We start from the raw sequence: 25,646 nt of genomic DNA, 5'->3' as shown, positions 1-25,646 counted from the left end.
ATGGCCGGCCCGAGTGAACCCGTGCACGTGCTCTCCGTCGGCGCATGGTCGCCCGTCGTGGAGCGCCTGTGGGCGGCCGGGGCCGAGACGAGCCTCCTGTGCGATGCGGAGATGCTCGACCAGCACCAGGGGCTCTCCGAACACCGGTCGGTGACGGTCACGAGGGCTGCGGGCCTCGAGGAACTCGTGGCGCTCGCGGAGGGCGTACACGCGCGCGCTCCACTGTCCCACGCCGTCTCGTTCGACGACACGTCGATGGTGGCTGCCGCGCGGATTAGGGAGGAGCTGGGGCTCGGCGGCGGCGACCCGTCCACCGTGGTGGGCACCGTGCACGACAAGGACCGGTACCGGTCCGCGCTCACGGGCACGCCGGCCGCGGTGCCGCATGCGGTGGTCGGCTCGGTGGACGACGTTCTCAGGTTCGGGCGTACCCACGGGTGGCCGATCGTGGTGAAGCCCGTCTCGGGTAGCGGGAGCGCAGGCGTGACGCTCGGCGTTGGGCCGGACGGTGCGGCGGACGCGCTCGCACGGGCGACGGTCCGGACGCACTACACCCCGACCGGACGGGCGATGGCCGAGGTCCAGGTCCGCGGCCGCGTGATCACGGTGGACACCCTGTCCCACGCGGGTGCGCACGAGGTCATGTCGATCGGCTTCGAGCTTCCTGGCGCTGCTCACCCGGCGATGATGATCTACGGTGTCCCCGCGCCGCTGACGGACACCGAGCGGCGCGACGTCGTCGGGACCGTGACGTCGGCGCTCGCTCGGCTCGGCGTGACGACCGGTCCCGCGCACACGGAACTGCTGCTGACCGCAGAGGGCACGCCCGTGCTCATCGAGACGCAGCTGCGCCCGGGCGGCGACTTTCCCGAGCTCACCCTTGCCGCTTCAGGGCTCGACGTGTACGACGCGTGGGCGCGGCAGCTCCTAGGCGAGGACCCCCTGCCGCGCATCCGCGAGGCCGCCGCGTCGGCCGGCACATGCGCCGTCATCGCGTGCGGTGCCCCCGACGTCGAGGCGGACTACCTCGAGCTGCGCGACCTCGACGAGGTCCGCGCCCACGACGACGTCGCTGGAGTGAGGGTGCTGCGGCAGCCCCCTTACCGCAGCGCCTCTGCGCGCACCCGCGACGACCTCTCGGTCACCGTGATGTCCACCGCACCAACGGCCCAGCTAGCTCTGCGACGTGCCGTGCGGGCACTCGGCGGCGCGCGGATGCGCGTCACGACGCACGGCGGGGGCGGCGCAGCCGGACCACCGCCTGTGGGCCTGGAACCACGCACGAGCACCGCGGGCGGTCGCCCGTTCAAGAGTGAGGAAGCACCATGACATCATCGCGTCACGTCGTCGTCGTCGGGAACCCGGGCCCCGTCCTGCCAGCGCTGGCAGAGCTCGGTGCGCACACCCGGCTGAGCTGGCTGGCGCTCGTGCCCGACCTCGCTCGCCACGGGCAGGGCCCATTCCGCACGGCGCACGCCCTGCACCGGGACGCCAAGCCGGAGGACTGGGTCACGATGGCTCGTGTGCTCGCCGACACGCAAGAGGTCAGCGGCGTGTGGCACGTAGGCAGTCAGCTCGCCGACGTCGCGGAAGACGTCGCGGCGGAACTGGGAGCGTCCCTGGTCGGCGGTGTCCCGCATCCTGCCGACGGGGCACGAGCCGAGACGGGAGGGCCCGAGCTCTCCGCGAAGGTGCTTCGCCGTGACGGGCACCGCGCGCAACTGCTGCTGACCACCCGCGTCCAGCGCCACGCCTCTGGGGCCGTGCTCACCGAGGACGGTCCGCACGAGGTGGACCGCGCCGAGGTCCTCGCCTGGTGCCTCGACCACGTCCCGGCCTCCTTCCTCGGGTCGGTCGACTTCGTGGTCACGCCGTCGGGCCTGCGACGGACCGGCGTCCGGCCGTGGCAACCCACGGACGGCACGACCGAGCTCCTGCGCACGCGTGGCATGGAGGCGGTCGAGCTCGCCTGGTCGGTCTTGACGGGGGCTGAGGTCTCGGTCGCAGGTACCGACGGCTCGGGACCCGACGGCGGGCCAGCGAGTGTCGCGGTAGCCGCCTACGGAAGCGAGGTGGCGGGGGCGCTCGTCGCGCTCGACGGCCTCGACGACGCGCGAAACGTGCCTGGCGTGCTGGACGTGCGTGCGCTGGCCAACCTCGGGAGTGATGTGCTCCCCCTGAGCGAAGGTGGCGAGTTTCTCGTCCGCATCGCAGCCGGAGGGGCCACGGGGTCGGGGGCGCTGAGCACGGCCATCGATGGCCTCGCGCGTACGGCTCCGACGCTCGACATCGTGCCGAGCCTCGCGGGCTCGCTCGACCGGGTCTGGTTCTGATGGGCGGGCGCGCGCAGCCGCACGTGCTCGTGCTCGGCACCTTCTCCGATGTGGTGGAGCGGCTGTGGGCGGCGGGAGCGACGACGAGCCTGATCTGCGACGGGCAGGTGCTGCACCGCCACAAAGGCGTCAGCGAGCACGGCTCGGTGACCGTGACGGACGGCGCGACCGACGACGAGCTCGTCGCGATCGCCGCGGGCGTGCACCGGGTGGCACCGTGCGGCGAAGAGCTGGTCGTCCGAGGTGGCCGAGCCGACGTGTACCTCGCCGAGGACCAGGCGGTGCTCGCCGCCGGGTGCCGCCAGGAGGACGTCGGGGCTGTGCAGATGCCCCGAGCCCCACTCCACGGGGGCGTCCGGCTCCTCGGGGAACGCCCGCCTGAGCACTTCCTCGACCGAGCATCCGTGGCGCGCCGCGACGGCCTCGAGGTCGACCTCCCCCTCGGGCCCTGGCAGCGGGAGCGCCCCGTCGTCCGTCAGCACTCGCTCCCATGCGGCCCAGAAGTCCCTCATCACGCCGTCGAGTGCGCCGGGGGCCTCGAGCACGTCGTAGACGACACCGTAGGCCGCGCCGAGCGGGACCTCATCGATTCCGAGGTCCTCACGCAGCGTGGCGAGGTGCGCGTCGAGCGCGGCGGACAGGACGGCTCCGGCACGACCGCACAGCCAGCGGCTGGGACACACCAGGGCGTCGGCGAGCCGCTGGAGGTCGTCGCGGACGGGGCGTCCGAACGTCACTCGGTGGGCATGGCTCGCCAGGGGCGCGACGACCGCCAGCCCACGTCCCTCCGCCTCCTCGGCTGTGCGGCGAGCATCGCGCTCCGTCACCTCGGTGAAGAGATGGGAGAGGTCCGAGAGTTCCGTATCGCCACAGCATAAGAAGATCAACGGACCTGCCGCCCAGGGCAGGACCGCCGCGGAGTACCTCGCAGCCCAGTACGCCGACTCTCGCCAGCTACAACTCAAGACAGCGTCGCTATTCGACAACATCGTCTGGGGTGTCCATCAAGCTGCGGATCGCTCGGAGGCGCAGGTCCGCGAACTGGGACTACACCTCGGGTTCGGGTCCTCTCGCCCGGAGAAGGAAGATAGCGATGGCGGTCCGGACAACCTGTGGGCTCTAGCCGTCGGCCGCTTCGGCGTCATCGAGTTGAAGACCGACGTCAAGCGTGCGGACACCAGGATCACCAAGAGTGAGGCAGAACAGCTCGGACACTCGATGACGTGGTTCGAATCGCGATACCCCGATGCCGCCCACGCGGCGCCGGTACTGCTGCACCCATCAAGTGTGCTGCGTGGGGACGCCCACCTACCTCAGGGCGCCCGCATCATCACCCCCAACGATCTTGAGGCTCTACGCCGAGACGTCGAAGCGTTCGTCAACGAACTCGCAGCGAACGACTCGTGGAGCCGACCAGAGGCCGTCGCTTCGGCCCTCACGCGCAACCACCTGACTGCAGATCAGGTGATCGCTCGTCACTCACGAAACCCCGAGCGCGCGTAGCGGCCATGCCAGACCGTCTCTGGGGTCTTGTCACCACGATACGCGGATCCTGCTCCGTCTCCGACACGGACGTCGAGGTTCGGATGCCCCGTCGACGCTGCGGCGAGGCCGCTTCGGGCAGGATGTCCTCATGACGTCACCGGGACAGGACCTCGAGCCTGTCGGCTACGCCGAGCTGCTGGCCGAGCTGAAGGCGCGGGTGCGTGCGACGCGGTTCCGCGCGGCGCGGGCGGCGAACACCGAGGTGCTGCGCCTGTACTGGTCGGTGGGCCGCGACATCCTCGATCGGCAGCAGACGGCGGGTTGGGGCAGCAAGGTCGTCTCGTCACTGGCCGCCGACCTGCAGCGCGAGTTCCCCGACCAGCGAGGCTGGTCACGGTCGAACCTGCTCTACATGCGGCGGGCCGCTGAGGCATGGCCCACAGAAGACGAGTTCGTCCAACGACCCGTTGGACGATTGCCTTGGGGGCACGTCGCGACGCTGCTCGACCGACTCAAGACGCGGGAGGAGCGGGACTGGTACGCCGCGAGTGCTGCCGAGTACGGGTGGTCGCGGCCGGTGCTCGAGCACCAGATCAAGGCTGACCTGCGACGGGCCGTCGGGGCGGCGCCGACGAACTTCACCGAGGCGCTGGAAGCGCCGGACTCCGAACTTGCCCAGCAGCTCGTCAAGGACCCGTACGTGTTCGAGCACCTGGGCCTGCTCGAGCGGGTCGCGGAGCGCGACGTCGAGCAGGCGCTGATGGACCGGCTGCAGGACACGATGCTCGAACTCGGTCGGGGAATGGCGTTCGTCGGGCGCCAGGTGCGTCTGAGCGTGCCGGACGACGCCAGCGGCCAGGTCGAGGAGTTCTACGTCGACCTGCTGTTCTTCCACGTCCTGCAGTTGCGGTACGTGGTGGTCGAGCTCAAGGTCGGCAAGTTCGAGCCCGGCCATATCGGCCAGCTGGGCACGTACGTCGCGATCGTCGATGACCAGATGCGTCAGCCCGAGATCCACGCGCCGACGGTCGGGATCCTGCTCGTGACCGGAAAAGCCGGCGCGACGGTGCGGTACGCGCTGGCCGGGACTCGGGTGCCGATCGCCGTTGCGGACTACCAGGGTCTGCCGGCGGACGCCCGCGGCGCACTGCCCAGCGCGGCCGAGCTCGAGGCCGTGATCGAGGACGAGCTCGAGCACCGAACTGACGGCTGAAAACCACTTCTGACCAGGGCGGACGAAACGCTGATAACCTTCCTTATGTCCGATAGCGGTCATTCGGGACGTCGATCACGCGCTCTCATGCCACCAGCCGGAGCTTGGACCGGTTGTCCGTAGCGGCTCGGCGGGCCCGGCCCTCCCTCGCCGCCACGAGCGTCTCGCCGGGCGTGGGCATGGTAAGCGCCCAACGCTCGGTGCCGCCGTTTTGCTCGCCCGGCTCGACAAGGACGACGACCCCGAGACCCCGATCGAACTACAAGTCCAGCTCATCGAACGCCAAACCGCATGAGGCGGATCCACGCCGTGAGCCAGGCGCACTCCCGATCGCGCATCCCCGACTCTTGGCATCGACTACAGCGCCTCTTTGCCTAGGAGTTCGAAGCTGTCAGCAGAGCCAGGCGCCCTGGCGTAACCGGCCGTCGTGCCGGTCAGTCGGACACGTCAAGGAGCATGGCCTGCAGCTCGCGGCCCACCGCCTCCAGCTCCGCGCGGTGCGGGCCCAGCGTCGCCTCGAGGTCCACAACCCGCCCATCGGGGCCGACGTCCGCGTCGCCGATCCGCGCCTCGACGTGCGCGCCCGCGACGCTCATACGCAGCCCTGCAACACCTGCGGGAGCTGAGCCGCGCCCTTGCGGCCTCCCCGCGTGCCGTACGAGAGCACGGACGCGGGCCGGTCGTGCCACTCCTCGTACAGGTAGTCGAGCGCGTTCTTGAGCACGGCCGGATAGCCCCAGTTGTACTGCGGGGACACGAACAGGAAGCCGTCGAACGAGGACGCGATCGCGCTCCAACGCTTCGTGTGCTCGTGCGCGTACCGGTGCAGGGACGCCTTCAACGGCTCGTCGAGAAGAGGCAAGCCAATCTCGGCGAGATCAAGCAACTCGTACCGGATCTGGGCATCGCGCCCGAGCACGTCCCGAGCCCAACGCGCGACGTCCGGGCAGATCCGCGACAAGCCCCTCCTTCACGAGATCGGACTCCTCGGGCCCAAGGTTCGTCACGTAGTGCTGTCTCGCGTAGAGCCCGAACCGCAGTCCGCTTGGAGTACGCAGCTCGGCATAGACACCTGGAACATCCTCTGCCACCACCCAGCCTGTGAAGGCCCGCCAAAACGAGACGGCCGGATCCAACTCGTCCACCGCAACAATCAGGAGTCCAAGTTCCACACTGACACTCTAGAGACACATCGGACCCAGTCAGCGCGCGCGTCACTCCACCGGATCGCTCGTCGGACGCGGCTACGCATCCGGGTAGCGGATGACATGCAGGGGGCCTTCGTCGGGGGTGGGTATCTGGAAGCCGTTGATGTAGGCGTGGGCTTGTTCAAGTGCGACGTGTACGTCGTTCGGGCCGGCGTTCGTGCGGGCCCCAATCCGTTCGAGCAGGACGCCGGTCGGGGTATCGAGGTAGTAGATGGTGGGGGTCACGCCAAGCGGAGCGAGGAGGTCTCGGTAGCGGTCGCGAGAGGACTTGGACCAGAACGAGGTGTCGACCACGACGCGGGCACCACTGGTGACAAGTTCGGTCAGCCTGTTCTGCAGGTGCTCATGGATGGACTGCATGGCGTCCTCGGGTACCGGATGGTCTCGGTGTCCGCGCTGCCAGGCTTCATCGTCGAAGGAGAGCAGGACGTAGCCGTCGCGCTCGAGTCCGCGCGCATAGGTGGACTTGCCTGATCCCGCCGGGCCACACATCAAGATCACCTGGTCCATCACCGCAGGCTACCGGGAGGCCCGGTTCCATATACGGTGCGGGCCCTGCGATCGCGGTGGCCCTCGTGACGTTCGGCGCCCGGCCAAGCCCCGGCCGGAGTGGTCGGGCCGCTCATCAAGGTCCCGGTCCTGGTCTACGTCTCCTGAGTTCCTGCTCATCGGCTTCGCCGGCATCCGCCGCCGGACCTTATCCGCGGAACCCGTTTCTTGTGGGAGTCCACCCCCGACTGCGGGCAGCCCACGGCGTTTGACCGTTGCCTTTCAACGCGAAGCGACCGAGGGCGTCGTCGGAAGGGCTTTTAGTCCCATCGCGCGCTGGATGGTGCGGTAGATGGTGGCGCGCGAGACGCCGAAGAGCTCGGCAAGCTCGCCGCTGGTGTGTTCGCCGGCGGTGTGGAGGGCCAGGAGGTGGCGTTGTTGGGCCGGCGTGAGCTTGGGCTTCTTCCCGCGAAGTCGGCCCTTGGCCTTGGCCACGGCCATGCCTTCGCGGGTGCGCATGCGGATGAGGTCGGCCTCGAACTCGGCGACCATTCCCAGGACGTTGAACAGGAGCTTGCCGACGGGGTCGGTCGGGTCGTAGGCGCTTCCGCCGAGGGAGAGGACGATCCGGCGGCGGGTCAGTTCGTCGGCGATGTCTCTGGCGTCGGGCAGAGATCGGGCGAGGCGGTCGAGCTTGGTGACCACGAGCGTGTCACCGGACCGGCATGCGGCGAGGGCTTCGCGTAGACCTGGTCGGTCGCGGTTGGTACCGGTGAGGCCGTGGTCGACGTAGATCCGCTCGGCCTCGACACCCAGCCGCTCGAGCCCTTCGCGTTGCGCGGTCAGGTCCTGACCTTGCGTCGAGACCCGCGCGTATCCGATCTTCATCCCCGTCATGACGCAAGTGTCGCAGTTGAAACCCCTTCACCGGGCATATTTGCGGGCGGGTCTACCGGGCAGCGCAGACTGGCGGTACCGCGCGGGTCGGGTTGGAGCGTCGGGGTGCCCGGGAAGGGATCCCTGAGCGAGACGCGTGTCGCTCTACTCTGGCGGCATGACCCTCGCGGATTTCATCCAGGTACTAGTTGTGATCACCGCGGCCGGCGCGTCGATCGTCGCGCTCGTGATCGCGTCGAAAGACCGGAGGCATTCTGCCGCTATTGCCGAGGCTGATCGGAGAGCGTCAGCGGAGCAGGCTCGGCTGCTCGTCGAGCTTGAGGCAGGGAAGCGGCTTTCCATTCTCGAAGCGCGTGGAGGGCATACCGATCCGGTCATCGTCAAAGACATGGGCGCCGAGACGTTGGCGCTGATCGCCTTCCTCGGTCCAGACCGTGTACCCAACATGTGGAAGCGACGGGTGACGAAGTCCGACGCGGAGCTTCGCGAGTTCATAGCGGACGAAAGCAAGGAGCAGTTTCTTCGCGACGCCGTCGAGGCGGAACGTGCTGTGCATGACATCCTCCGTGATCTCCGCATGCACGCCGATCGGTCATAGGACCGAGTCTGCATGGCACGCGGCCGCCGCGCGATCGGCTCGATTTCCGAGTGGCGAGGGTGCTGCTCGGTACTCTCGGGGGATGAACACGGCAGAGTTCGGCCAGTGGATCATGCAGAGCGCCGATTCGTGGAGTGCTCGCGTTCAGGACCCTGCTTCCATCCGTCTTGCGGCGGGAAGCGACCTCGTGCGAGACCCGGCCCTGCCCGGGGGAGTCGAGGTTTCTCGGCTGGCCTGGCGAGCGCTCGGCACAGCTGGCGAGCATGTCGGGTTGCTCTCTCATTCTGTTGCGAGCAGCGACGGCGGAGTCTTCGCGAAGCCCTATCTGAGCCTGGCGCGGGTGACGATGCTGGGCGCAGCCCGGGCGTTGTACGTGCTGGAACCTGACACCTCTGACGGCCGGCGAGTCCGAGGACTTCAACTACTTCGCGCCGAGGCGAACGATGTGAGCCAAGTCGTAGCTGATTGGGAGGCCGCGACGAGAGGGCAGGATCTGTCGCAGGCGCGCGAGGCTGCCGACCAGTTCAAGGCCGAGTGCGAACGCGAGTTGACTTCCGTCGGGCGCAAGCCCGGCAGCGTCATGTCAGAGACCGCGCTCCTCGGCGTGGTAGCTCCGCAACTCGCCGACGGGCTTAGCGACCCCAAGAGTTCGCTCCTGCAGCTGTGGAGGCTTTCATCGGGTACCGCTCATGCCCGCATCTGGGCGTGGGACACGCCGCTCGAGGACGACGATCCCCTCACGCAATACGTTGCCATCTGGTCCATGCCGATGGGCATGTTGGAACGCGCCTGGGTCCTGTGGAACACGCGACGAGGGCACGAGGCCGCGGTTCGGTAGCGATTCACGAACTCGGAGTAGGGACTTGCTCCGTGCGGCAGCTTCGAGAAACTGCTCTGCGGGGGTTGACCAGTCGAGCACTTTTCGCGGGCGCTCGTTGAGCAGCCTCTGGATCCGCTCGAGCTCGCTGTCGTCGGTGGCGGTGAGGTTGGACCGTCGCGGTAGGTACTGGCGCAGGAGACGGTTGGTGTTCTCGTTGGTGCCGCGCTGCCACGGGCTGCGGGGGTCGCAGAAGTAGACCGGGGCGTCGATCAGGGCGCTGAGGAATGCGTGATCAGCCATCTCGCGGCCACGATCCCAGGTCAGGGACTTGCACATCCCCGGTGGCACGTTGAACAGCGCGCGGGCGACCGCGATGCTGACATCCTTGGCTTTGATCCCGTCGGGCAGCGGCACGATCTTCAGGTAGCGGGTCGAGCGCTCCACGAGCGTGGCCACCGCTGAGGGGCGTTTGCCCATGACGAGGTCGCCTTCCCAGTGGCCGGGCTCAAGCCGGTCGGCCACGGTCGCTGGTCGGTGGTGGATGGAGACCATGTCACGCAGCTGCCCTCGCCCGTGAGAGCGCTGGACCATCCGGGGACGGCGCATCGAACGGCCCGTTCGTAGCCGCTGGTAGGTCGCCTTCGGGATCGAACGTGACCTCGGCAGGTACACCGCGCGATAGATCGTCTCGTGCGAGACCCACATGGCCGGCTCATCGGGATGTTCGCGGCGCAACCACGCCGCGATCTGCTGTGGGGACCAGTCCAGCTCGAGCCGCGACAGCACCACAGTCCGCAACCGCTCGTCCCCTGCCAGGCGCGGCACCCGCGGGCGCCGCGCCTCGCTCTGGGCGCGCTCGTCTGCCTTGGTCGCCCGGTAGGCACCGCGGCCGCCGTTGCGCGTGATCTCCCGTGACACTGTCGAGGACGGCCGGCCAAGCCCCTCAGCGATCGCCCGCGCAGACAAGCCCGCTGCGATCCCGCGCGAGATCTCCTCCCGCTCCCCAGGACTCAGGTGCCGCAGCGAACGCCTCGGCAGTGAAGGTCGGACCCCGCCATGGCGCAGCAGGTACCGGCGCACCTGCTGCTCCTGGAGGCCGGCCCGATCAGCAATCCTCCGTAGCGAGTCACCCTCACCCCACGCCTCCCACACCACAGCCTGCTCCGGCACCGACAACGACGACCCAACACCCATCCCCGCCTCCACGACCACAGATCATCCACCTGTGGTGCGTTGATCGGTTGAGACCGCCACCGTTTCTCAGGCACCTCCTCCGTCGCCGCGACACGCCGACCGAACATGTCGCAGAACTAGTGTCCGAAAACCCACGGTGTCGCAGAACGCGACCCGGGGGTTTTCGCTACCGTCAGCGCATGGCTCACACCTACGGCTACGCCCGCGTCTCCACGACCGCGCAAAACCTCGACGCCCAGATCGACGCCCTCACCGGGCCTGGCGGCGTCGACGAGCGCGACGTCGTCGTGGAGAAGGCGTCCGGCACCAGAGAAGACCGCCCGGAGCTCGCACTGCTACTCGCCGGCCTACGCGAGGGAGACACCCTCGTCGTCACCAAGCTCGACCGCCTCGGCCGCTCCGCCGCCCACGTCGCACGCCTGGTGCGCGACCTCGACGAGCGCGCCGTCACCCTGCGATCGCTCTCCGAGACCCTCGACACCTCGAGCGCAGCCGGGCGCCTCATGGTCCACGTGCTCGCGGCCGTCGCCCAGATGGAAGCCGACCTCGCCCGCGAACGCACCCTCGACGGCCTCGCCGCCGCACGAGCCCGCGGCCGCGGCGGCGGCCGCCCCACTGTGATGACCCCCGACCGCATCGACGCAGCCCGCGTCGCCCTGGCCGGCGGGCAGTCACGCGCAGCCGTCGCCCGTGCGCTCGGGGTCTCCCGAGACACCCTCTACCGACACCTGGCCGACCTCGAGAAGGCTGCGACGTCATGACCAGCAAAACAGGTGCCGCGGTGGTGGTCCCGGATGAGGCGACCTACTCAGCGTCACCAGGTGCTGGGAGCTCAATCAGATTCTTGCGGGAGAGCCAGTACGACCGGTGCTCGCGCTTGACGAAGAGGAACGGCTTGCTTGGTCGGACCCTGCCAGGTGAACTCTGGGCCGTGACGAGCCGGTAGCGGCCGCGCTCGGCTTCGTTCGACTCGTAGATCGGGGCGTGGCTATGGGCGAACTCCCAGTTGATGCTGCCTCCGCTGTCTAGCTGGTCGTAGTAGACAACGGATGGGAGGGGCGCCTCCAAGGCAGGCGCATCCTCGGTGTCTGCTGCGATCCACTGCTCGATCCATCCCCACGCGAGAAAGGGCTGCTCGACCTCCTCGCCTGGTGCGAGCGTTACGACCTTGTCGTAGACCCTTGGGCCGCCGGGAGACGGCGTGTAGGCGATCGAAAACTGGACGATCTTCTGGCTGCCGTTGTGGAACCAGATGCGGCCGCGGATGCCCAGTGCGGTCCGCGCGTCGGCGGGAATCGACCACGCAGCGTCGTCCTCGCAGTAGTCCCAGTCGACGAACTCAGCGTGCGGGTTCCTCGAGGTCAGCGGTGGCCAGATGATCTCCCGCTGCGGGAAGACAGAAACTGCGGGCAGCGTTGCGTCGATGCGAGCTCGCTGAGCCTCCGAGACCAGCGTCCTGCTATGACCTTCTTCTCTCCGCGCGATATCGAGCGCGTTGTTCGCGGTCTCAAGGCCCGCGGCGGCCGCTTCAGCGGCATTCTGCGAGGCCTTCGCACTCTTTCGCGTTTCCCACGACTGCCAAGCTACAAGTGCTGCGGCGACGCACGCGGCCGTTGCAGCGACATAATCGGTTCCGTCAGGCATGTCCCGAAGGTAGCCGCTGCGGACTCTCGATGGTGGGTGAATCCGGCCAGCCGTAGTGGGCGCATCTGTCGCTCTCACGAACGGTCAGTTACGCGCCGAAGAGACACGACCCGCCAGCCGTCTGGTAGGTCCGCGCGCAGGCGTCGCCATGCCGCATCGAAGTCCTCGGCATCGATGTCGACCTCGCGCGTCTTGGGAGGCGTGGTCGGGTGGTGGTCTCCCGGGATGTGCTCTGTCCTCGCATGGAGCCTGAACACCCTTCGAGCGTAGGACGGTCGCCTTGGCGTGTCAGGCGACAGCGCTGAGCGATGCGGACCCGAGAGAGCTCATAGGGCACTTTGACGTCAACGACCCCGTGCAAGGGCGGCGGCCTCGTGGCGACAAACGGGTCTTCGGCCTGATCGCGCGTGCACACATCCAGACCTTGAGGTAAACCGTCGACGAGCGCCGCGCAACTAGCCACGCCGCGTGTCTAGCACCGGCTGCCCGACGGTCTTCGCTACCTTTGAAACAGTTGCCCGTACCTAGTGCGGGGACCTGCCACATCGTCTGGGCAATCTGCCGCGTGGCGCTCGAGAACCACCAACCCTCTCTGACGGACTGACCATCCGACGTGATCGGGTCTACGGACCCGCGTTTCGTCGGATGTGTGCGGTCTCGATCGGGAGGTGGAGCAGGTGGACGAGCGTCATGAGGGCCGGATCGTCATCCGATCCGCACGTACCGGTAGACCTGCGTCCCACGAGCGCGCCTACAAGCCGGACGAACTGGTGCGTTTCGACGCACGCATCCCCGCCACCATCGCCCAGCGCCTGTACGACACTGCCCACGAGTCCGGGCTTCCCGTGACCGTGGTGCTCGCCAACGTCCTCTCCCGCGCCCTCGACGACGGCACCGGAGCCGCGATGGGCTGATCGGGGATCGGTGTGGGACGCCGAACGCGCGAAAACGGGCCCAGGAGTTCCCGCTCCTGAACCCGATCGCCTCGCTACAGCGGACTTACGCTCCGCTGCCAGAAACACCCGCAAGTCCTATTGGGGGTACTTCCATGTCTTCAGCACCTTCAGAGTGCTCTTCTGGAACTGAGTCCGTCAACCGCCACGCCGAAGAACTCGCCCACGCCACCAACGTCGTGCGCGGGTACTCGCCGAACGCGATCCGCCCCGAGCACTGGGAACCGGTCGCCCTATTCGCCCGTCAGGTCGGGCTCGACCTGCAACCGGTCGACCGGCGTCGGGCGACCGAGACCATGAGGACCCTGTCGCAGTTCGTCGTCTGGGCACACCGTCAGGGGATGCCGCTGGACCGGGAAGCGATCTTCACCCCGGACATGGTCGAGCGCTACATCGCGGTCGCGTGCGGACACCTAGCCGAGTCATCGCGGGCCACCCGACGCTCCGATCTGCGTCGCTTCTCCGCGGCCGTGACGCGTAAGGCGCCGTGGCCCCCGCGAGCTCAGCGTCTGCGCGGGGATTATGCGATCGTCCCCTACACGCCGGCGGAGGTCGCTCGTCTGCTTGAGGTCGCCGCACATCAACGCACGGCGCTGCAGCGACGCCGCTTGAGCGCTCTCCTTGCCATCGGACTCGGGACCGGCGCCTACCCGCGCGAGGCACGGTCGGCCACGACCGATGACCTCGTCGAACGACATGGGCGCGTGTGCCTGAGGATCCCTGGTGATCGAGCTCGCCTCGTCCCTGTGAGTCCGCCTCACGATGTCACCCTCGATCGGATCCGCGTGGAGGATCCCGGTTCGTCGATCCTCGGGTTCGTGGCCAAGGGATGGGACCGCGCACCCCTCGGGCATCTGCTCGAGGACATCGACCTTCCGCCGGACTGCCCTGACCTCAAGGTCCATCGGTTGCGCGCTACCTGGCTGCTGCAGCACCTGAAGCACCGGGTCCACCTCAACGGTCTCGCCCAGATGGCGGGTGTCACGTCCTGGAAGACGTTCGGTCACCTCATGGCCTACCTGCCACCGATCGACGAAGCGAGCCTGTTCGAGGAATTGACCCGCCGATGAGTCTCGCACTGGCGACAGCCCAGCGTCCTTCGCCGGAGGCCAGCACCGTCCGTGCGCACCAGATCCCGCTCACCGTCAATCAGCGACTTCGTCGCGCCTTTGCCTACGCGCACTCGCCCGAAGCCCTCCGACTGGTGGCCGCAACTCACCGGACCAAGGGCCGCAGACGTCTCTACCCCGTCGAAGCAGTCCTCGCGGCGATCGTCTTCCATTGCCTGAAGGCACCCGATCGCCTTCTCTTCACCGACATCGCCGCTGAACTGAAGATCCTGACGAAGTCACAGCGCCTCAAGCTGGGCTTCCCTATCAACTGCGCCATGAAGTACGCCCGCCTCTACAGCGGATACCGCGCCCTCCTCCGAGAGATCGAGTCCGGCACCTGCTCCGTGCACAACCACGAGCTGGAAGCCGACCCGCGCACAGGCGACCTGTGCCCTTGCCCGCCTACGTGCCACTACATCGCGGCGAACCTCGACGAGTTCGCTGGGCGGATGATTCTGACCAGCATCCCCGCCACCGTCCCGATTCCCACGACGGTCGCCATCGACAGCACTGACTTCGAGAGCCATGCACGCCCAGGCCACCGTTCTATCGACGAGAACGGCGACACCTACTGGTCCGCGGACCACGACGCCGCATGGGGATATCGCACCTCGACCGACCGGCGCCCCACGTCCCGCTTCCATGGGTACTCGACCCACGCGATCACCGGCTGCCCATCGGTAGGGGGAGAACCGATACCCCAGCTGGCCCTCGGGATCGCCGTGCGCCCCGGGTCCCGCGGCTCTGCCCCCGCAGCACTGAGCCTCCTGGATGCCTTCCACGCCACGGGGCACCGAGCCGACGAGGTCCTTCTGGACCGCGGCTACACGACTGCCAGCGCGGAGAACCTCGCCCACCCGCTGCGCGACCGGAGCATCCGCCTCGTCATGGACCTCCACATCTCCCAGCGAGGCACCCGCCCTGGACCGAGAGCAGGAACGATCTGGCAGGACGGCCACCTCTACTCCAGCGCACTCCCACAGGCCCTCCGCGACCTCGAGCCGCCCAAGCCCACCGACACTGCCGCCGAGAAGGCGCTCATCCACGAACATTTCGACGCCCGCGAGCCCTACCGCCTCGTCCCGCACAGCCGCCACGACGACACCCGGGGAACCCAACGCCTCAAAGGCCCCGCTCTCGCCGGGCACGTGCGCTGCCCGAACACCCCCGCCACCATGCGCCTGGGCCCAGCAGTACCGACGACCAACTGCACCAGGGGTGTGCCGTGTGGCTGCGGAGTCACGCTGACGGTTCCCGACACCCTGCGGGCGCGCGACCGACAGCACCTACCCTGGCGGTCGACCACCTGGGCCCTGTCCTTCGCACGACGCAGCCTGATCGAAGGCCTCTTCGGCAACATCCGCTACAACACCACCAGCATGAACCGCGGCTACCTACGCGTCTTCGGCCACACCGCAACCACGTTCATGCTCACCCTGGCGTTCGCCGGCTACAACATGCGCCACCTGCACCACTGGTACATCGAACGCGGACTCCCAGACCCCTGGCAGATCGAGCTCGACGAGAAACCCCACCGCCACGAACCCGACTGGATCTACCGCACCCGCGGCCCCTGACCCCGCCAACCCTCTAGACCGCGACCACGTCACCCACGAGCACGACCTCGAACGCATCAACGCGCCCAAGAGCACCCGCGTGCCAGCGAAACCGGGGCCGCAGCACCCTCCGAGCGGCAACACCACGCTCGAACCACCCGGCCACAGCCACCGAGACACCCCTGAAACGACGAATCTCCCGCCCGGATAACTCCGGACAGGAGATTCGTTACCAACTGAGCTGTTCCAAGGAAACAGCCCTCACGTGCGCGAGGGGGGACTTGAACCCCCACGCCCTTTCGGACACTAGCACCTGAAGCTAGCGCGTCTGCCATTCCGCCACTCGCGCGTGCCGCAGAAGATTATCACGAGTGCCGACCAGGACCTGCATCGGTCGTCGGTCGCTCTCGCCAGACCTTCCACCGGCGCCCCACCACGACCTGAGCCCGGTGGTGCACCAGAGAGAACAGTACCCCGCCCGCGGACCCGTCTCACGCCCGAAGCACCCGATCTCCCCCTGATCTCCCCCTCCACTTCAGTGGATCACCGGCCTGGCGAGGCCTCAGGTCGTTACGATCTAGGTAGTCTGCCCGGGGACCGTGTACCCGGTCGAGGGAACGTCGATGAGGGAGGAGGTGGCATGGGAGTCCTGGATCGTTTCGAGAAGGGCGTCGAGCGCGTCGTCAACAACGCCTTCAAGGTCGGGCGCAGCGAGGTGAAGCCCGTCGAGCTGGCGAGCGCTCTGCGTCGTGAGGTCGACGACCGGGCCGCGGTCGTGGACCGCGACCGGACCGTCGTGCCCAACCAGTTCATCATCGAGCTGTCGCCCGACGACTATGCACAGGTCGAGGGCTGGGGGGCGGAGTCGCTCGCCGACGAGCTCGCGGCCAACGTGACGGAGCACGCGGCGTCGCAGCACTACGCGTTCGTCGGACCCGTGAGCGTGTCCTTCGAGCAGGAGGACTCCCTCGACACCGGGCGTTTCCAGCTGCGGTCGGCGAGCGTGCGCGGGAACGTCGCACCGGCGACGAGCGCTGCACCGAGCGCGCGGCACCCGCTGGTCGACATCGACGGGCAGCGTTACCTCCTCACGGGCCCGGTCACGGTCATCGGCCGCGGCTCGGAGGCGGACATCGTCGTCGACGACCCGGGCGTCTCGCGTCGCCACCTCGAGATCCGGGTGACGCCCGACGGCGTGATCGCGACGGACCTCGGATCGACCAACGGACTGTTCGTCGAGGGCCATCAGGTCCCGGCCGCTACCCTGCTCGACGGGAACAGCCTGACCATCGGGCGGACCCGCATCATGTTCTGGACGGGCGCGCCCGACAACGAGGATTGGTGATCCCCTCCGCATGACCGAGCTGACGTTCACCCTGCTGCGGCTGGGATTCCTGGTCCTCCTGTGGGTGTTCGTGTTCGCCGCGATCGGTGTGCTGCGACGCGACCTTTACGGCACGAAGATCACGGCACGCAAGGGCCGGAGCGCCCAGGACGCCCCGCGGGCCGCGGCCGGCGCCGCGCCGTCCCGTTCCGCGCCCGCCTCCGCCCCGACCCCGGCAGCCCCTGCACCGACGGGTCCGACGCGCCTCGTCGTGACGGCGGGCCCGTTGCGCGGCACCACGGTCCCGCTCTCCACCTCCTCGATCCTGCTGGGGCGCGCACCGAGCTGCACGCTCGTCCTCGACGACGACTACTCGTCGTCCCGGCACGCCCGGATCTTCCCGCAGGGTGGCACCTGGTACGTGGAGGACCTCGGATCGACCAACGGCACGTACATCAACGAGCGGCGCATCTCCGGGATCGAACCCCTGCCGCCCGGCGTGGGAGTGCGGGTCGGTCAGAGCGTCGTCGAGCTGCAGCGGTAGCGCGCCATGAACATCGCACTGAAGTACGCGGCCCTGTCCGACGTGGGCCTTGTCCGGTCGAACAACCAGGACTCGGGCTATGCCGGCCCGCACCTGGTCGTCGTCGCGGACGGCATGGGGGGCCACGCCGGCGGCGACGTCGCGTCGTCCCTCGCGGTCGCCGCCCTGGCCCCGCTCGACGGCGAGTCCCACCGTCCCGACGAGGCGCTCGCCCTGCTGGAGTCCTCGATCGACAACGCGCGCCTCGACCTGGTCGAGCGCAGCGAGCAGACCCCTGAGCTCGCCGGGATGGGCACCACCGTCACGGCCCTGCTGCGCAGCGGCAACACGCTCGCGATGGCGCACCTGGGCGACTCGCGCGCCTACCTGCTGCGCGACGGGGTCCTGACCCAGGTCACGACCGACCACACGTTCGTCCAGCACCTCGTCGACACGGGCCGGATCACCCCGGAGGAGGCCGACTACCACCCGCAGCGCAACGTCGTGATGCGGGTCCTCGGCGACTTCGACGTCGACCTCACGCCCGACATGTCGGTCCGTGAGGCACGCCCCGGTGACCGCTGGATGCTGTGCTCGGACGGTCTCTCGGGCTTCGTGAGCCTCGAGACCCTCGAGCAGACCCTCGTCTCCGTCGAGGACACCGACGAGTGCGCCGAGCGCCTCCTGCACCTCGCGCTGCGCGCGGGCAGCACGGACAACGTGACGGTCGTGGTGGTCGACGTCGTCGACCTGGACACCCTTCCCGACGGGGCCGGGCCCTCGACGTCACCCGTCGTCGTCGGCTCCGCCGCGATCGACCGGGACCGCCCGACGTCGGCCCAGGACGGCCCCGCCGCCCGTGCCGCGACGCTCGTCGCGACGGCGAACGACACGGGCAAGCAGCCCGAGGACGGCGAGCCGGCGGGTACCGGGCAGGAGACGAGCAGCACCGGGACCGCAGGGGACGACTCCGACGTCCGCCCGGCCAAGCGCACGAAGCGGTGGATCGCCCCCGTGGTGACGCTCGTCGTCCTCGCCGGGATCGGGGCGGGCGCCCTGTACGGATACCGCTGGACGCAGGAGCAGTACTACGTCGGGGTCGCCGACGGCCAGGTCGCCGTGTTCCGGGGCGTCCCGACGAGCGCCGGCCCGCTGACGCTGTCCACGCCGATCGAGCTCACGGGGGCCAAGGTCGACGACCTGCCGCCCTACGTCGTGGACCGACTCCACGAGACCATCAGCGCCACGTCCTTCGACGACGCGCGCGAGCGCGCGAGCCGCCTCGTCGCCGACGCCCAGCCCGACACCGAGGAAGCGACGACCCCGGACACCGCGACGCCGACGCCGACTCCCGAACCGACGCCGGATCCTGCCGCCCCGGCGGGCACCGACGAACCGGCCGCACCCCCGGCGGCGCCCTGATGGCCACGGTCGAGCCGCACGCGGCGCGCCCGGCGAAGCGCCCGTCGCGAGGCGCGGAGGCCGGCCTCCTCGTGCTCGCCCTCGCGATCGGGATCGGCGCCTACGCCCTCGTGGGTTTCGGTCTGCTCGACGAGGTCCCCGAGCAGTTCGTCCCGTACAGCCTGGGGCTCGTCGCGCTCGCCGTCGTCGGTCACGTGGTCCTGCGGATCAAGGCGCCCTACGCCGACCAGGTGATGCTCCCCGTCGTCGTCGCGCTCAACGGGCTCGGTCTCGCGATGATCAGCCGCCTCGACATCGGTGGCCAGCTCGTCGGCAGCACCAAGGAGTTCGCGTCGAGGCAGTTCATGTGGACCGCCCTCGGCGTCGTGGCCGCGTGCGCGGTCGTGTGGTTCCTCAAGGACCACCGCACCCTGCGCAAGTACTCGTACACGGCCATGATCGTCGGCCTGGTGCTCGTCATGATGCCGCTGCTCCCCGGGATCGGGCAGAACATCAACGGCGCCCGGATCTGGGTCAACATCGCGGACTTCTCGCTCCAGCCGGCGGAGTTCGCCAAGATCGCCTTCGCGATCTTCTTCGCGGGGTACCTCGTGACCAACCGGGACACGCTCGCGCTCGCCGGCCCCAAGGTCCTGGGGCTCCAGCTGCCGCGCCTGCGCGACCTGGGCCCCCTGGTCATCGTGTGGGGCGCCTCGCTCGCGGTGCTCATCTTCGAGCGCGACCTGGGGACGTCGCTGCTGTTCTTCGGCCTCTTCGTCGCCATGCTGTACATCGCGACCGAGCGCTTCAGCTGGGTCGTGATCGGCCTGAGCATGTTCGCGGTGGGCGCGGTCGTCGCGGCCTCGGTGTTCCCGCACGTGGCCGCACGCGTCGACGTGTGGCTCCACCCCCTCGACCCCGAGATCTTCGGTCGCAGCCCGGGTGGTTCCGGCCAGCTCGTGGGCGGGATGTTCGGTCTCGCGAACGGTGGCCTGACCGGCACCGGCTGGGGCCAGGGCTACCCCCGCCTGGTGCCGTACGCCAACTCCGACTTCATCTACACCTCGCTGGGCGAGGAGCTCGGCCTCGCGGGACTCCTCGCGATCCTCGTCATGTACCTCGTGCTCGTCGAGCGTGGTCTGCGCACCGCGATCGGGGTGCGTGACGGGTTCGGCAAGCTCCTCGCGGGTGGCCTCGCGTTCGTCATGGCGTGGCAGCTCTTCGTCGTGATCGGCGGGATCACCCGCATCATCCCGCTCACGGGTCTGACCATGCCGTTCGTCGCGCACGGCGGGTCCTCGCTGCTCGCGAACTGGCTCGTGATCGGCCTCCTGCTCCGCATCTCCGACAACGCCCGTCGACCCTCGTCGCTGCCCGTCCGCGGGCAGGTGGCGGCCCACGCCGCCGGCCCGACCTCGGGCAGCCAGCCCGTCGCGGTCGGTTCGCGCTCGCAGGAGGCCGTCGACGCGGGCGAGGCGCGCGCCGCCGTCGGGCCTGCACGGGGTGGTCCCTCCCAGGACCACCCGACGCAGGTCGTGCGCACCGACCTGCCCGAGAACGCTGAGGGCCCGATGACCGGGGCGACCGAGATCATCGACGACACCGAGCGGAAGAACCTGTGAACGTCCCCCTGCGCCGTGTGGCGACCGTCGTGCTCGTGATGTTCCTGGCACTCATGGTCTCGACCACCTACATCCAGTTCGTCCAGGCCGACTCGCTCAACAACGACCCCCGCAACAGCCGGCAGGTCTACCGCGAGTACGGGAACTTCCGCGGCCCGATCGTGGTCGCGGGGGAGTCCGTCGCGCTGTCGACACCGGTCGACGACCCGTACGGGTACCAGCGCTCGTACACGAACGGCCTCCTCTACGGGCACGTCACGGGCTTCTTCTCGATCGTCAACGGGACCAGCGCGATCGAGCGCTCCGAGAACGACTTCCTCAACGGCCAGGCGAGCACGCTGTGGATCGACCGCCTCCAGGGGCTCATCACGGGCCAGAAGCCCCAGGGCGCGTCGGTCGAGCTCACGATCGACCCCGCGGCCCAGCAGGCCGCGTGGGACGCGCTCGGCGAGCAGCGCGGCGCGGTCGTCGCGATCGAGCCCGCGACGGGGAAGATCCTCGCGATGGTCTCCAAGCCGTCGTACGACCCGAACGTCCTCGCGACCCACGACACCAAGGCCGCGAGCGAGGCCTACCAGTCGCTCATCAACGCCGACGGGGACCCGCTCGTGAACCGCGCCATCGCGGGCGCCACGTACCCGCCCGGTTCGACGTTCAAGGTCGTGACCGCGGCGGCCGCGCTCGAGTCGGGCCGGTACACGCCGGAGACCGTCATCCCGGCCCCCGACGTCTACCAGTACCCCAACTCGACCGCCGTCATGCGCAACTTCGGGAGCGCCCGCTGCTCTCCGGACGGCGAGCAGACGCTCGCCGACGCCATGCGCATCTCCTGCAACACGGCGTTCGCTGACCTCGGCGTCACGCTGGGCGGCGACGCCATGCGCGACCAGGCGGAGGCGTTCGGCTTCGACGCCCCCCTCGACATCCCCATGGGCGTCACCAAGAGCCACTTCCCCGACGCGGAGACCACCGACGACGCCGGGCAGCTCGCCCGCGCCTCGATCGGGCAGGGCGACGTGCGGGTCACGCCGCTCCAGATGGCCATGGTCGCGTCCGCGATCGCCAACGGCGGCAAGCAGATGACGCCCTACACGGTGCAGACGATCCGCGGCGCCGACCTCGAGGTCGTCGAGCAGACCGAGCCGTCGCTCCTGCGGACCTCGGTCTCCCCGACGGTCGCGCAGCAGCTCACGACCATGATGGTCGGCGTCGTCGAGAACGGCTCGGCCAAGGCCGCGCGCATCAACGGTGTCCAGGTCGCGGGCAAGACCGGGACCGCCCAGCACCAGCCCGACGCCGCCCCGCACGCCTGGTTCACGGGCTTCGCTCCCACCACGGATCCTCAGGTCGCGGTCGCGGTCATCGTCGAGAACGGCGGCGACTCCGGCAGCGAGGCGACCGGCGGTGCGGTGGCTGCCCCGATCGCGAAGGCCGTGATGGAGGCGGTGTTGAACAAGTGAGGCCCGTCGAGGGCCTGGCCCTGGGCGACCGCTACCGCCTGGTCCGCCGCATCGCGATCGGCGGCATGGGCGAGGTGTGGGTCGCGAACGACCGCGCGCTCGGCCGCGAGGTCGCGGTCAAGCTCCTCCGCGAGGAGTACGCGGGCAACGAGGACTTCCTCGAGCGCCTGCGGACGGAGGCGCGCAACAGCGCAGCCCTGTCCCACCCGAACATCGCCCAGATGTACGACTACGGCGAGCAGAACCAGTCGGGCTACCTCGTCATGGAGCTCGTCATGGGCGAGCCCATGGCGGACCTCCTGGAGCGCGAGCCCGTCCTCGCGCCCTCGAAGCTGCTGCCCATCCTGGCGCAGACCGCGCGGGCGCTGCACGCCGCGCACGTGGCGGGTGTGGTGCACCGTGACGTCAAGCCCGGCAACATCCTGCTCGAGCCGCGCGGGGTCGTGAAGATCACCGACTTCGGGGTCTCTCTCGCCGCGAACCAGGTCCCCATGACCGCGACGGGCATGGTCATGGGCACGGCCCAGTACCTGTCCCCCGAGCAGGCGATCGGCCAGGCCGCGACCGGGGCGTCGGACGTGTACGCGCTGGGGATCGTGGCGTACGAGTCGGTCGCGGGGAACAGGCCGTTCACGGGCACGACCCCGGTCGACATCGCGGTCGCGCACGTCAACGAGAAGGTGCCGCCGCTGCCCGCGCACGTGCACCCGTCGTTGGCGTCGCTCATCTACGCGATGCTCGCGAAGGACCCCAAGGCGCGCCCCATGCCGGCCTCGGCCCTCGCCGAGACCCTCGACGACCTCGTCGAGACCATCGCACGGGACCCGTGGGGTGCCACCGCGCGGGCCGGGGGAGCGTCGCGTCGTTCGCGCCGCACCCAGCCCGCCCGGCACGGGGCACCCGCGCAGCCCAGCTCGCCGACGCCCCTCGAGATCCCGGAGGAGCTGCGTTCGCGCCCGCTGCCCACGGTGTCCTCGGCGCGCTCGCAGGACGCGGAGGGTTCGACCCGTTCCGCCTGGTCGGCGCAGTCGGCGCAGTCGACGTCGGGCTACTCGGGTCACTCCGCCCTCTCCGCACCGTCGGCGGCGTCGGCGACGTCGAGCTCCCCCGTCTTCGACGGTCAGGCCTTCCCCCCGCCGCCCCCGCCCCCATCCGTCCCGCCCGTGGCAGAGGCCGAGCCGACCGAGGCGAGCGCGCTCCCGTGGGAGCGCTCGACGGCCGCGCCGGACCAGGCGCCCCCGGCAGCCCCTCCGGCCCCCCGCTCGTACCCGCCCCGTCGTGAGATGCACGCGGCCGCGTCGGCCGCACGCCCGCGCCCCGCAGAATCCGGCCCGACGGCGTCGCGCACGTCCCGCGAGACCGGTCCCCACCGGGCGGTCGCCGCGGGAGTCACGCGCGCCGAGCGCAGGCGCGCGTCCCAGGACGCGCCGCCCGTCCGGACGTCGACCACGACCGGTCAGCGGATCGGCGGCTTCGCCAAGGGGTTCTCGTGGCCGCTCCTCGCCCTCCTGGGCCTGCTGCTGGTCGTGCTGGTCGCGACCCTCGCCGGGGGCGGCGACCAGCGTTCAGAGGGCGCCTCAGCGGCCTCGAACGTGACCAGATCGTTGTCTTCGTCCCCGGACCTGGCGTCCGACGATGGGATGATGCTCAGTACTGTGCCGGGGACGTCTGCGTCCTCGGCCCCGACATCGAAGGACTCCTAAGTGGTGGACAACGCTCCCCGGGTACTTGCCGGCCGGTACGAGGTCGGTGAGCTCATCGGCCGAGGCGGTATGGCCGAGGTGCACATCGGCCACGACACCCGTCTCGGACGGACCGTGGCGATCAAGATCCTGCGATCGGACCTCGCGCGCGACCCGTCCTTCCTGGCGCGGTTCCGTCGTGAGGCCCAGGCCGCGGCGGCCCTGAACCACCCCGCGATCGTCGCGGTGTACGACACGGGCGAGGACACGCACGTCGAGCCCGGTGGTGCGACGGCGCACGTGCCGTTCATCGTCATGGAGTACGTCGAGGGCCACACCGTCCGCGACATCCTCGGCGACGGTCAGGCCGTCCCGATCGACGAGGCCATCGAGATCACCGCGGGCGTGCTCTCGGCCCTCGAGTACTCGCACCACGCCGGCATCGTGCACCGTGACATCAAGCCCGCCAACGTCATGATCACCCCGACGGGCGCCGTCAAGGTCATGGACTTCGGCATCGCGCGTGCCGTCGCGGACTCCGCGGCGACCATGACGCAGACGCACGCCGTGATCGGCACCGCGCAGTACCTGTCTCCCGAGCAGGCCCGCGGCGAGACGGTCGACGCACGCAGCGACCTCTACTCGACGGGCTGCCTGCTGTTCGAGCTGCTCACCGGTCGTCCGCCGTTCATCGGGGACTCCCCGGTCGCGGTCGCGTACCAGCACGTTCGCGAGGCCCCGGCCAAGCCGAGCGACCTCGCTCCCGACGTTCCCGAGGTCCTCGACCGCATCACGCTCAAGGCGCTCGCCAAGGAGCGCACGGCCCGCTACAGCAGCGCCGCGGAGTTCCGCAACGACCTCGAGAACGCGGTCCGTGGCGGTCACATCACGGCCCCCGCTCTCGGCGTCGCGGCAGCGGCCGCCGCAGGTGCTGGTGCCCTCGCGGCGACCCAGGTGCAGGGCCCGCTCGAGAACGCGACCCAGGTCATGAGCCCCGCCGTCGCGGGGGCACCGAACCCCTGGGAGCAGACCGCGGCGTTCCCCTCTGCCGTCCCCCCGGGGCAGCAGCCCGGGGGGGCACCCACCGACGAGGACGCCGAGGACGACGGGTCGCGCAAGAAGCGGGGCCTCATGTGGGCGCTCATCGCGGTGGGGGTCGTCGCGCTGGCCGCGATCATCACCATGATCGTGATCGGCGGCCAGGACGACAAGGGACCCAAGATGGTCACCGTCCCCACGTTGACGTCGACCATGACGCCCGAGCAGGCCGAGGCCGCCCTGAAGGCGGTGAACCTGGGGTTCCTCCAGGCGTTCGACCAGGAGTCGCAGGAGCCCGAGGGGACGCTCGTCCGGTCGTCGCCGGAGAGCGGGGAGTCCGTCCGCGAGGGTACCGAGGTCACGGTCTTCTTCTCGGCCGGCCCGGATGCGGTGATCGTCCCCGACGTCGCCGGCCTCTCGCAGGATGCCGCGCGCACCGCGCTCACGAACCAGGGGCTCGTGGTCGACCCGAACGTCGAGCAGGAGGACGGCACGACCGTCGCCAAGGGGCTGGTGACTCGTTCCGACCCGACGGCCGGGCAGAGCATCGAGGCCGGAGGGACCGTCAAGCTCTACATCTCGACGGGGCTCGTCGCGGTGCCCGACCTGGACGGTCTGTCGGAGGCCGACGCGAAGAAGGCGCTCGACGACGTGGGCCTGGTCGCCGCCTTCAGCACGGAAGAGAGCGACGAGGCCGTCGGCACGGTCATCGATCAGAACCCCGGCTCCGGCAATCTCGTCAGCCAGGGTTCGAAGGTCAACGTCGTCCTCGCGAAGGCGGCGCCCGAGGAGCCGACGATCGAGAAGACGAACGTCCCGGACATCTTCGGCATGACGCTCTCCCAGGCCGAGCAGGCGCTGGCCGCCCGCAAGCTCGTGCTGGGGAACACCAGCGAGGAGGAGTCCTCGGAGGTCGCCAAGGGCCGGGTCATCTCCTCGAACCCCGGCGAGAGCGCGGTCCTGGACGTCAATTCGAAGGTCGACGTCGTGATCTCGTCCGGACCGCCCGCGGGTGACGACGGCGGGAACGACCAGGGCGGAGAGCCTTCTCCCAACCCGTGATCGCCGTGCGCCGACGCCAGAGCGCACAGGAC

22 protein-coding genes, 1 tRNA gene and 1 pseudogene are annotated in these 25,646 nt (G+C 69.4%); 17 read left to right on the top strand and 7 right to left on the bottom strand.

Translation table 11 applies throughout. The annotated features are described in order from the left end of the window. The 5 genes from H9623_RS07980 to H9623_RS07960 all read left to right on the top strand — a co-directional run bounded on the left by H9623_RS07980 (window position 1) and on the right by H9623_RS07960 (window position 5,031). Entirely contained in the window at window positions 1-1,329 is a 1,329-nt protein-coding gene (locus tag H9623_RS07980; protein ID WP_193719510.1) for an ATP-grasp domain-containing protein, read from the top strand. After that, entirely contained in the window at window positions 1,326-2,333 is a 1,008-nt protein-coding gene (locus H9623_RS07975) for a hypothetical protein (RefSeq protein ID WP_193719509.1), read from the top strand. Before H9623_RS07980 ends, H9623_RS07975 begins: the two co-directional genes overlap by 4 nt. Further along, window positions 2,333-3,211: a hypothetical protein gene (locus H9623_RS07970; protein ID WP_193719508.1), complete on the top strand. Its 879-nt coding sequence runs from the start codon at window positions 2,333-2,335 to the stop codon at window positions 3,209-3,211. The genes H9623_RS07975 and H9623_RS07970 overlap by 1 nt, the downstream gene beginning before the upstream one ends. Next, window positions 3,165-3,836, top strand: coding sequence for a hypothetical protein (locus H9623_RS07965; protein ID WP_193719507.1), 672 nt, complete (start codon window positions 3,165-3,167; stop codon window positions 3,834-3,836). The genes H9623_RS07970 and H9623_RS07965 overlap by 47 nt, the downstream gene beginning before the upstream one ends. 130 nt (window positions 3,837-3,966) lie before the next feature. Next, window positions 3,967-5,031, top strand: coding sequence for a PDDEXK nuclease domain-containing protein (locus H9623_RS07960; RefSeq protein WP_193719506.1), 1,065 nt, complete (start codon window positions 3,967-3,969; stop codon window positions 5,029-5,031). A gap of 434 nt (window positions 5,032-5,465) precedes the next feature. On the opposite strand, the gene H9623_RS19410 is transcribed toward H9623_RS07960, so the two are convergent. From H9623_RS19410 to H9623_RS07945, 4 genes are all read right to left on the bottom strand, one after another. Next, window positions 5,466-5,627 (bottom strand): hypothetical protein, encoded by a 162-nt coding sequence (locus H9623_RS19410; protein ID WP_225220747.1) that lies wholly within the window; start codon window positions 5,625-5,627, stop codon window positions 5,466-5,468. Then, a complete protein-coding gene (locus tag H9623_RS07955; protein WP_227748334.1) occupies window positions 5,624-5,992 on the bottom strand; it encodes an NADPH-dependent FMN reductase in 369 nt (122 codons plus the stop codon). Before H9623_RS07955 ends, H9623_RS19410 begins: the two co-directional genes overlap by 4 nt. Window positions 5,993-6,275: 283 nt before the next feature. Then, a complete protein-coding gene (locus tag H9623_RS07950) occupies window positions 6,276-6,749 on the bottom strand; it encodes an AAA family ATPase (protein WP_227748333.1) in 474 nt (157 codons plus the stop codon). Between the two features lie 261 nt (window positions 6,750-7,010). Next, on the bottom strand, window positions 7,011-7,625 hold the full coding sequence (locus tag H9623_RS07945; RefSeq protein ID WP_227748332.1) for a recombinase family protein: 615 nt from the start codon (window positions 7,623-7,625) through the stop codon (window positions 7,011-7,013). Window positions 7,626-7,782: 157 nt separating this feature from the next. Here H9623_RS07945 and H9623_RS07940 point away from each other — a divergent pair, with 157 nt between their 5' ends. Further along, on the top strand, window positions 7,783-8,223 hold the full coding sequence (locus H9623_RS07940) for a hypothetical protein (protein WP_193719505.1): 441 nt from the start codon (window positions 7,783-7,785) through the stop codon (window positions 8,221-8,223). A gap of 853 nt (window positions 8,224-9,076) precedes the next feature. Here the strand turns inward: H9623_RS07940 and H9623_RS07935 are convergent. Continuing rightward, window positions 9,077-10,237, bottom strand: a pseudogene (locus tag H9623_RS07935) (IS30 family transposase); the annotation flags it as partial. A gap of 179 nt (window positions 10,238-10,416) precedes the next feature. On the opposite strand from H9623_RS07935, the gene H9623_RS07930 reads away from it, so the two are divergent. Next, a complete protein-coding gene (locus tag H9623_RS07930) occupies window positions 10,417-10,998 on the top strand; it encodes a recombinase family protein (protein WP_193719504.1) in 582 nt (193 codons plus the stop codon). Window positions 10,999-11,041: 43 nt separating this feature from the next. Here the strand turns inward: H9623_RS07930 and H9623_RS07925 are convergent, their stop codons facing one another. Continuing rightward, the gene (locus H9623_RS07925; RefSeq protein ID WP_193719503.1) at window positions 11,042-11,881 is read right to left on the bottom strand and encodes a hypothetical protein; all 840 of its coding nucleotides are present in this window, start codon (window positions 11,879-11,881) and stop codon (window positions 11,042-11,044) included. Window positions 11,882-12,558: 677 nt separating this feature from the next. Here H9623_RS07925 and H9623_RS07920 point away from each other — a divergent pair. The 3 genes from H9623_RS07920 (at window position 12,559) to H9623_RS07910 (ending at window position 15,523) form a co-directional block, all read left to right on the top strand. Beyond that, complete coding sequence (locus H9623_RS07920) at window positions 12,559-12,795, top strand: mechanosensitive ion channel protein MscS (RefSeq protein ID WP_193719502.1); 237 nt, start codon at window positions 12,559-12,561, stop codon at window positions 12,793-12,795. A gap of 134 nt (window positions 12,796-12,929) precedes the next feature. Then, on the top strand, window positions 12,930-13,904 hold the full coding sequence (locus tag H9623_RS07915) for a site-specific integrase (protein WP_193719501.1): 975 nt from the start codon (window positions 12,930-12,932) through the stop codon (window positions 13,902-13,904). After that, window positions 13,901-15,523 carry a hypothetical protein gene (locus tag H9623_RS07910; RefSeq protein WP_193719500.1) on the top strand — a complete coding sequence of 541 codons (1,623 nt, stop codon included), beginning with the start codon at window positions 13,901-13,903 and terminating at the stop codon, window positions 15,521-15,523. Before H9623_RS07915 ends, H9623_RS07910 begins: the two co-directional genes overlap by 4 nt. 245 nt (window positions 15,524-15,768) lie before the next feature. Here the strand turns inward: H9623_RS07910 and H9623_RS07905 are convergent. Further along, window positions 15,769-15,851 (bottom strand) — tRNA-Leu (locus H9623_RS07905). A gap of 291 nt (window positions 15,852-16,142) precedes the next feature. Here H9623_RS07905 and H9623_RS07900 point away from each other — a divergent pair. The 7 genes from H9623_RS07900 to pknB are packed head-to-tail and all read left to right on the top strand — an operon-like array spanning window position 16,143 to window position 25,614. Further along, complete coding sequence (locus H9623_RS07900) at window positions 16,143-16,847, top strand: FhaA domain-containing protein (RefSeq protein ID WP_193719499.1); 705 nt, start codon at window positions 16,143-16,145, stop codon at window positions 16,845-16,847. A gap of 10 nt (window positions 16,848-16,857) precedes the next feature. Continuing rightward, the gene (locus H9623_RS07895) at window positions 16,858-17,370 is read left to right on the top strand and encodes an FHA domain-containing protein FhaB/FipA (protein WP_193719498.1); all 513 of its coding nucleotides are present in this window, start codon (window positions 16,858-16,860) and stop codon (window positions 17,368-17,370) included. A gap of 6 nt (window positions 17,371-17,376) precedes the next feature. Beyond that, entirely contained in the window at window positions 17,377-18,771 is a 1,395-nt protein-coding gene (locus H9623_RS07890; protein WP_193719497.1) for a PP2C family protein-serine/threonine phosphatase, read from the top strand. Next, window positions 18,771-20,372 carry an FtsW/RodA/SpoVE family cell cycle protein gene (locus tag H9623_RS07885; protein WP_193719496.1) on the top strand — a complete coding sequence of 534 codons (1,602 nt, stop codon included), beginning with the start codon at window positions 18,771-18,773 and terminating at the stop codon, window positions 20,370-20,372. Before H9623_RS07890 ends, H9623_RS07885 begins: the two co-directional genes overlap by 1 nt. Then, on the top strand, window positions 20,369-21,832 hold the full coding sequence (locus H9623_RS07880) for a peptidoglycan D,D-transpeptidase FtsI family protein (RefSeq protein ID WP_193719495.1): 1,464 nt from the start codon (window positions 20,369-20,371) through the stop codon (window positions 21,830-21,832). Before H9623_RS07885 ends, H9623_RS07880 begins: the two co-directional genes overlap by 4 nt. After that, window positions 21,829-23,535 (top strand): serine/threonine-protein kinase, encoded by a 1,707-nt coding sequence (locus H9623_RS07875; RefSeq protein WP_193719494.1) that lies wholly within the window; start codon window positions 21,829-21,831, stop codon window positions 23,533-23,535. The genes H9623_RS07880 and H9623_RS07875 overlap by 4 nt, the downstream gene beginning before the upstream one ends. After that, window positions 23,536-25,614 carry a Stk1 family PASTA domain-containing Ser/Thr kinase gene (gene pknB, locus H9623_RS07870; RefSeq protein ID WP_193719493.1) on the top strand — a complete coding sequence of 693 codons (2,079 nt, stop codon included), beginning with the start codon at window positions 23,536-23,538 and terminating at the stop codon, window positions 25,612-25,614. Window positions 25,615-25,646: the final 32 nt, after the last annotated feature.

Source organism: Oerskovia douganii (assembly GCF_015142735.1).
Classification (GTDB): domain Bacteria; phylum Actinomycetota; class Actinomycetes; order Actinomycetales; family Cellulomonadaceae; genus Oerskovia; species Oerskovia douganii.
Note: the sequence above shows the minus strand (reverse complement) of the source record. Positions and strands in the feature narration are given on the sequence as shown.

Excerpts from the sequence above, each read along its gene's own strand:
- H9623_RS07900 (WP_193719499.1), top strand. The coding sequence starts at position 16,143 with ATGGGAGTCCTGGATCGTTTCGAGAAGGGCGTCGAGCGCGTCGTCAAC.
- H9623_RS07890 (WP_193719497.1), top strand. The coding sequence starts at position 17,377 with ATGAACATCGCACTGAAGTACGCGGCCCTGTCCGACGTGGGCCTTGTC.
- H9623_RS07945 (WP_227748332.1), bottom strand. The coding sequence starts at position 7,625 with ATGACGGGGATGAAGATCGGATACGCGCGGGTCTCGACGCAAGGTCAG.
- H9623_RS19410 (WP_225220747.1), bottom strand. The coding sequence starts at position 5,627 with ATGAGCGTCGCGGGCGCGCACGTCGAGGCGCGGATCGGCGACGCGGAC.
- H9623_RS07980 (WP_193719510.1), top strand. The coding sequence starts at position 1 with ATGGCCGGCCCGAGTGAACCCGTGCACGTGCTCTCCGTCGGCGCATGG.
- H9623_RS07950 (WP_227748333.1), bottom strand. The coding sequence starts at position 6,749 with ATGGACCAGGTGATCTTGATGTGTGGCCCGGCGGGATCAGGCAAGTCC.
- H9623_RS07885 (WP_193719496.1), top strand. The coding sequence starts at position 18,771 with ATGGCCACGGTCGAGCCGCACGCGGCGCGCCCGGCGAAGCGCCCGTCG.
- H9623_RS07925 (WP_193719503.1), bottom strand. The coding sequence starts at position 11,881 with ATGCCTGACGGAACCGATTATGTCGCTGCAACGGCCGCGTGCGTCGCC.
- H9623_RS07975 (WP_193719509.1), top strand. The coding sequence starts at position 1,326 with ATGACATCATCGCGTCACGTCGTCGTCGTCGGGAACCCGGGCCCCGTC.
- H9623_RS07960 (WP_193719506.1), top strand. The coding sequence starts at position 3,967 with ATGACGTCACCGGGACAGGACCTCGAGCCTGTCGGCTACGCCGAGCTG.
- H9623_RS07895 (WP_193719498.1), top strand. The coding sequence starts at position 16,858 with ATGACCGAGCTGACGTTCACCCTGCTGCGGCTGGGATTCCTGGTCCTC.
- H9623_RS07930 (WP_193719504.1), top strand. The coding sequence starts at position 10,417 with ATGGCTCACACCTACGGCTACGCCCGCGTCTCCACGACCGCGCAAAAC.
- H9623_RS07915 (WP_193719501.1), top strand. The coding sequence starts at position 12,930 with ATGTCTTCAGCACCTTCAGAGTGCTCTTCTGGAACTGAGTCCGTCAAC.
- H9623_RS07970 (WP_193719508.1), top strand. The coding sequence starts at position 2,333 with ATGGGCGGGCGCGCGCAGCCGCACGTGCTCGTGCTCGGCACCTTCTCC.
- H9623_RS07940 (WP_193719505.1), top strand. The coding sequence starts at position 7,783 with ATGACCCTCGCGGATTTCATCCAGGTACTAGTTGTGATCACCGCGGCC.
- H9623_RS07910 (WP_193719500.1), top strand. The coding sequence starts at position 13,901 with ATGAGTCTCGCACTGGCGACAGCCCAGCGTCCTTCGCCGGAGGCCAGC.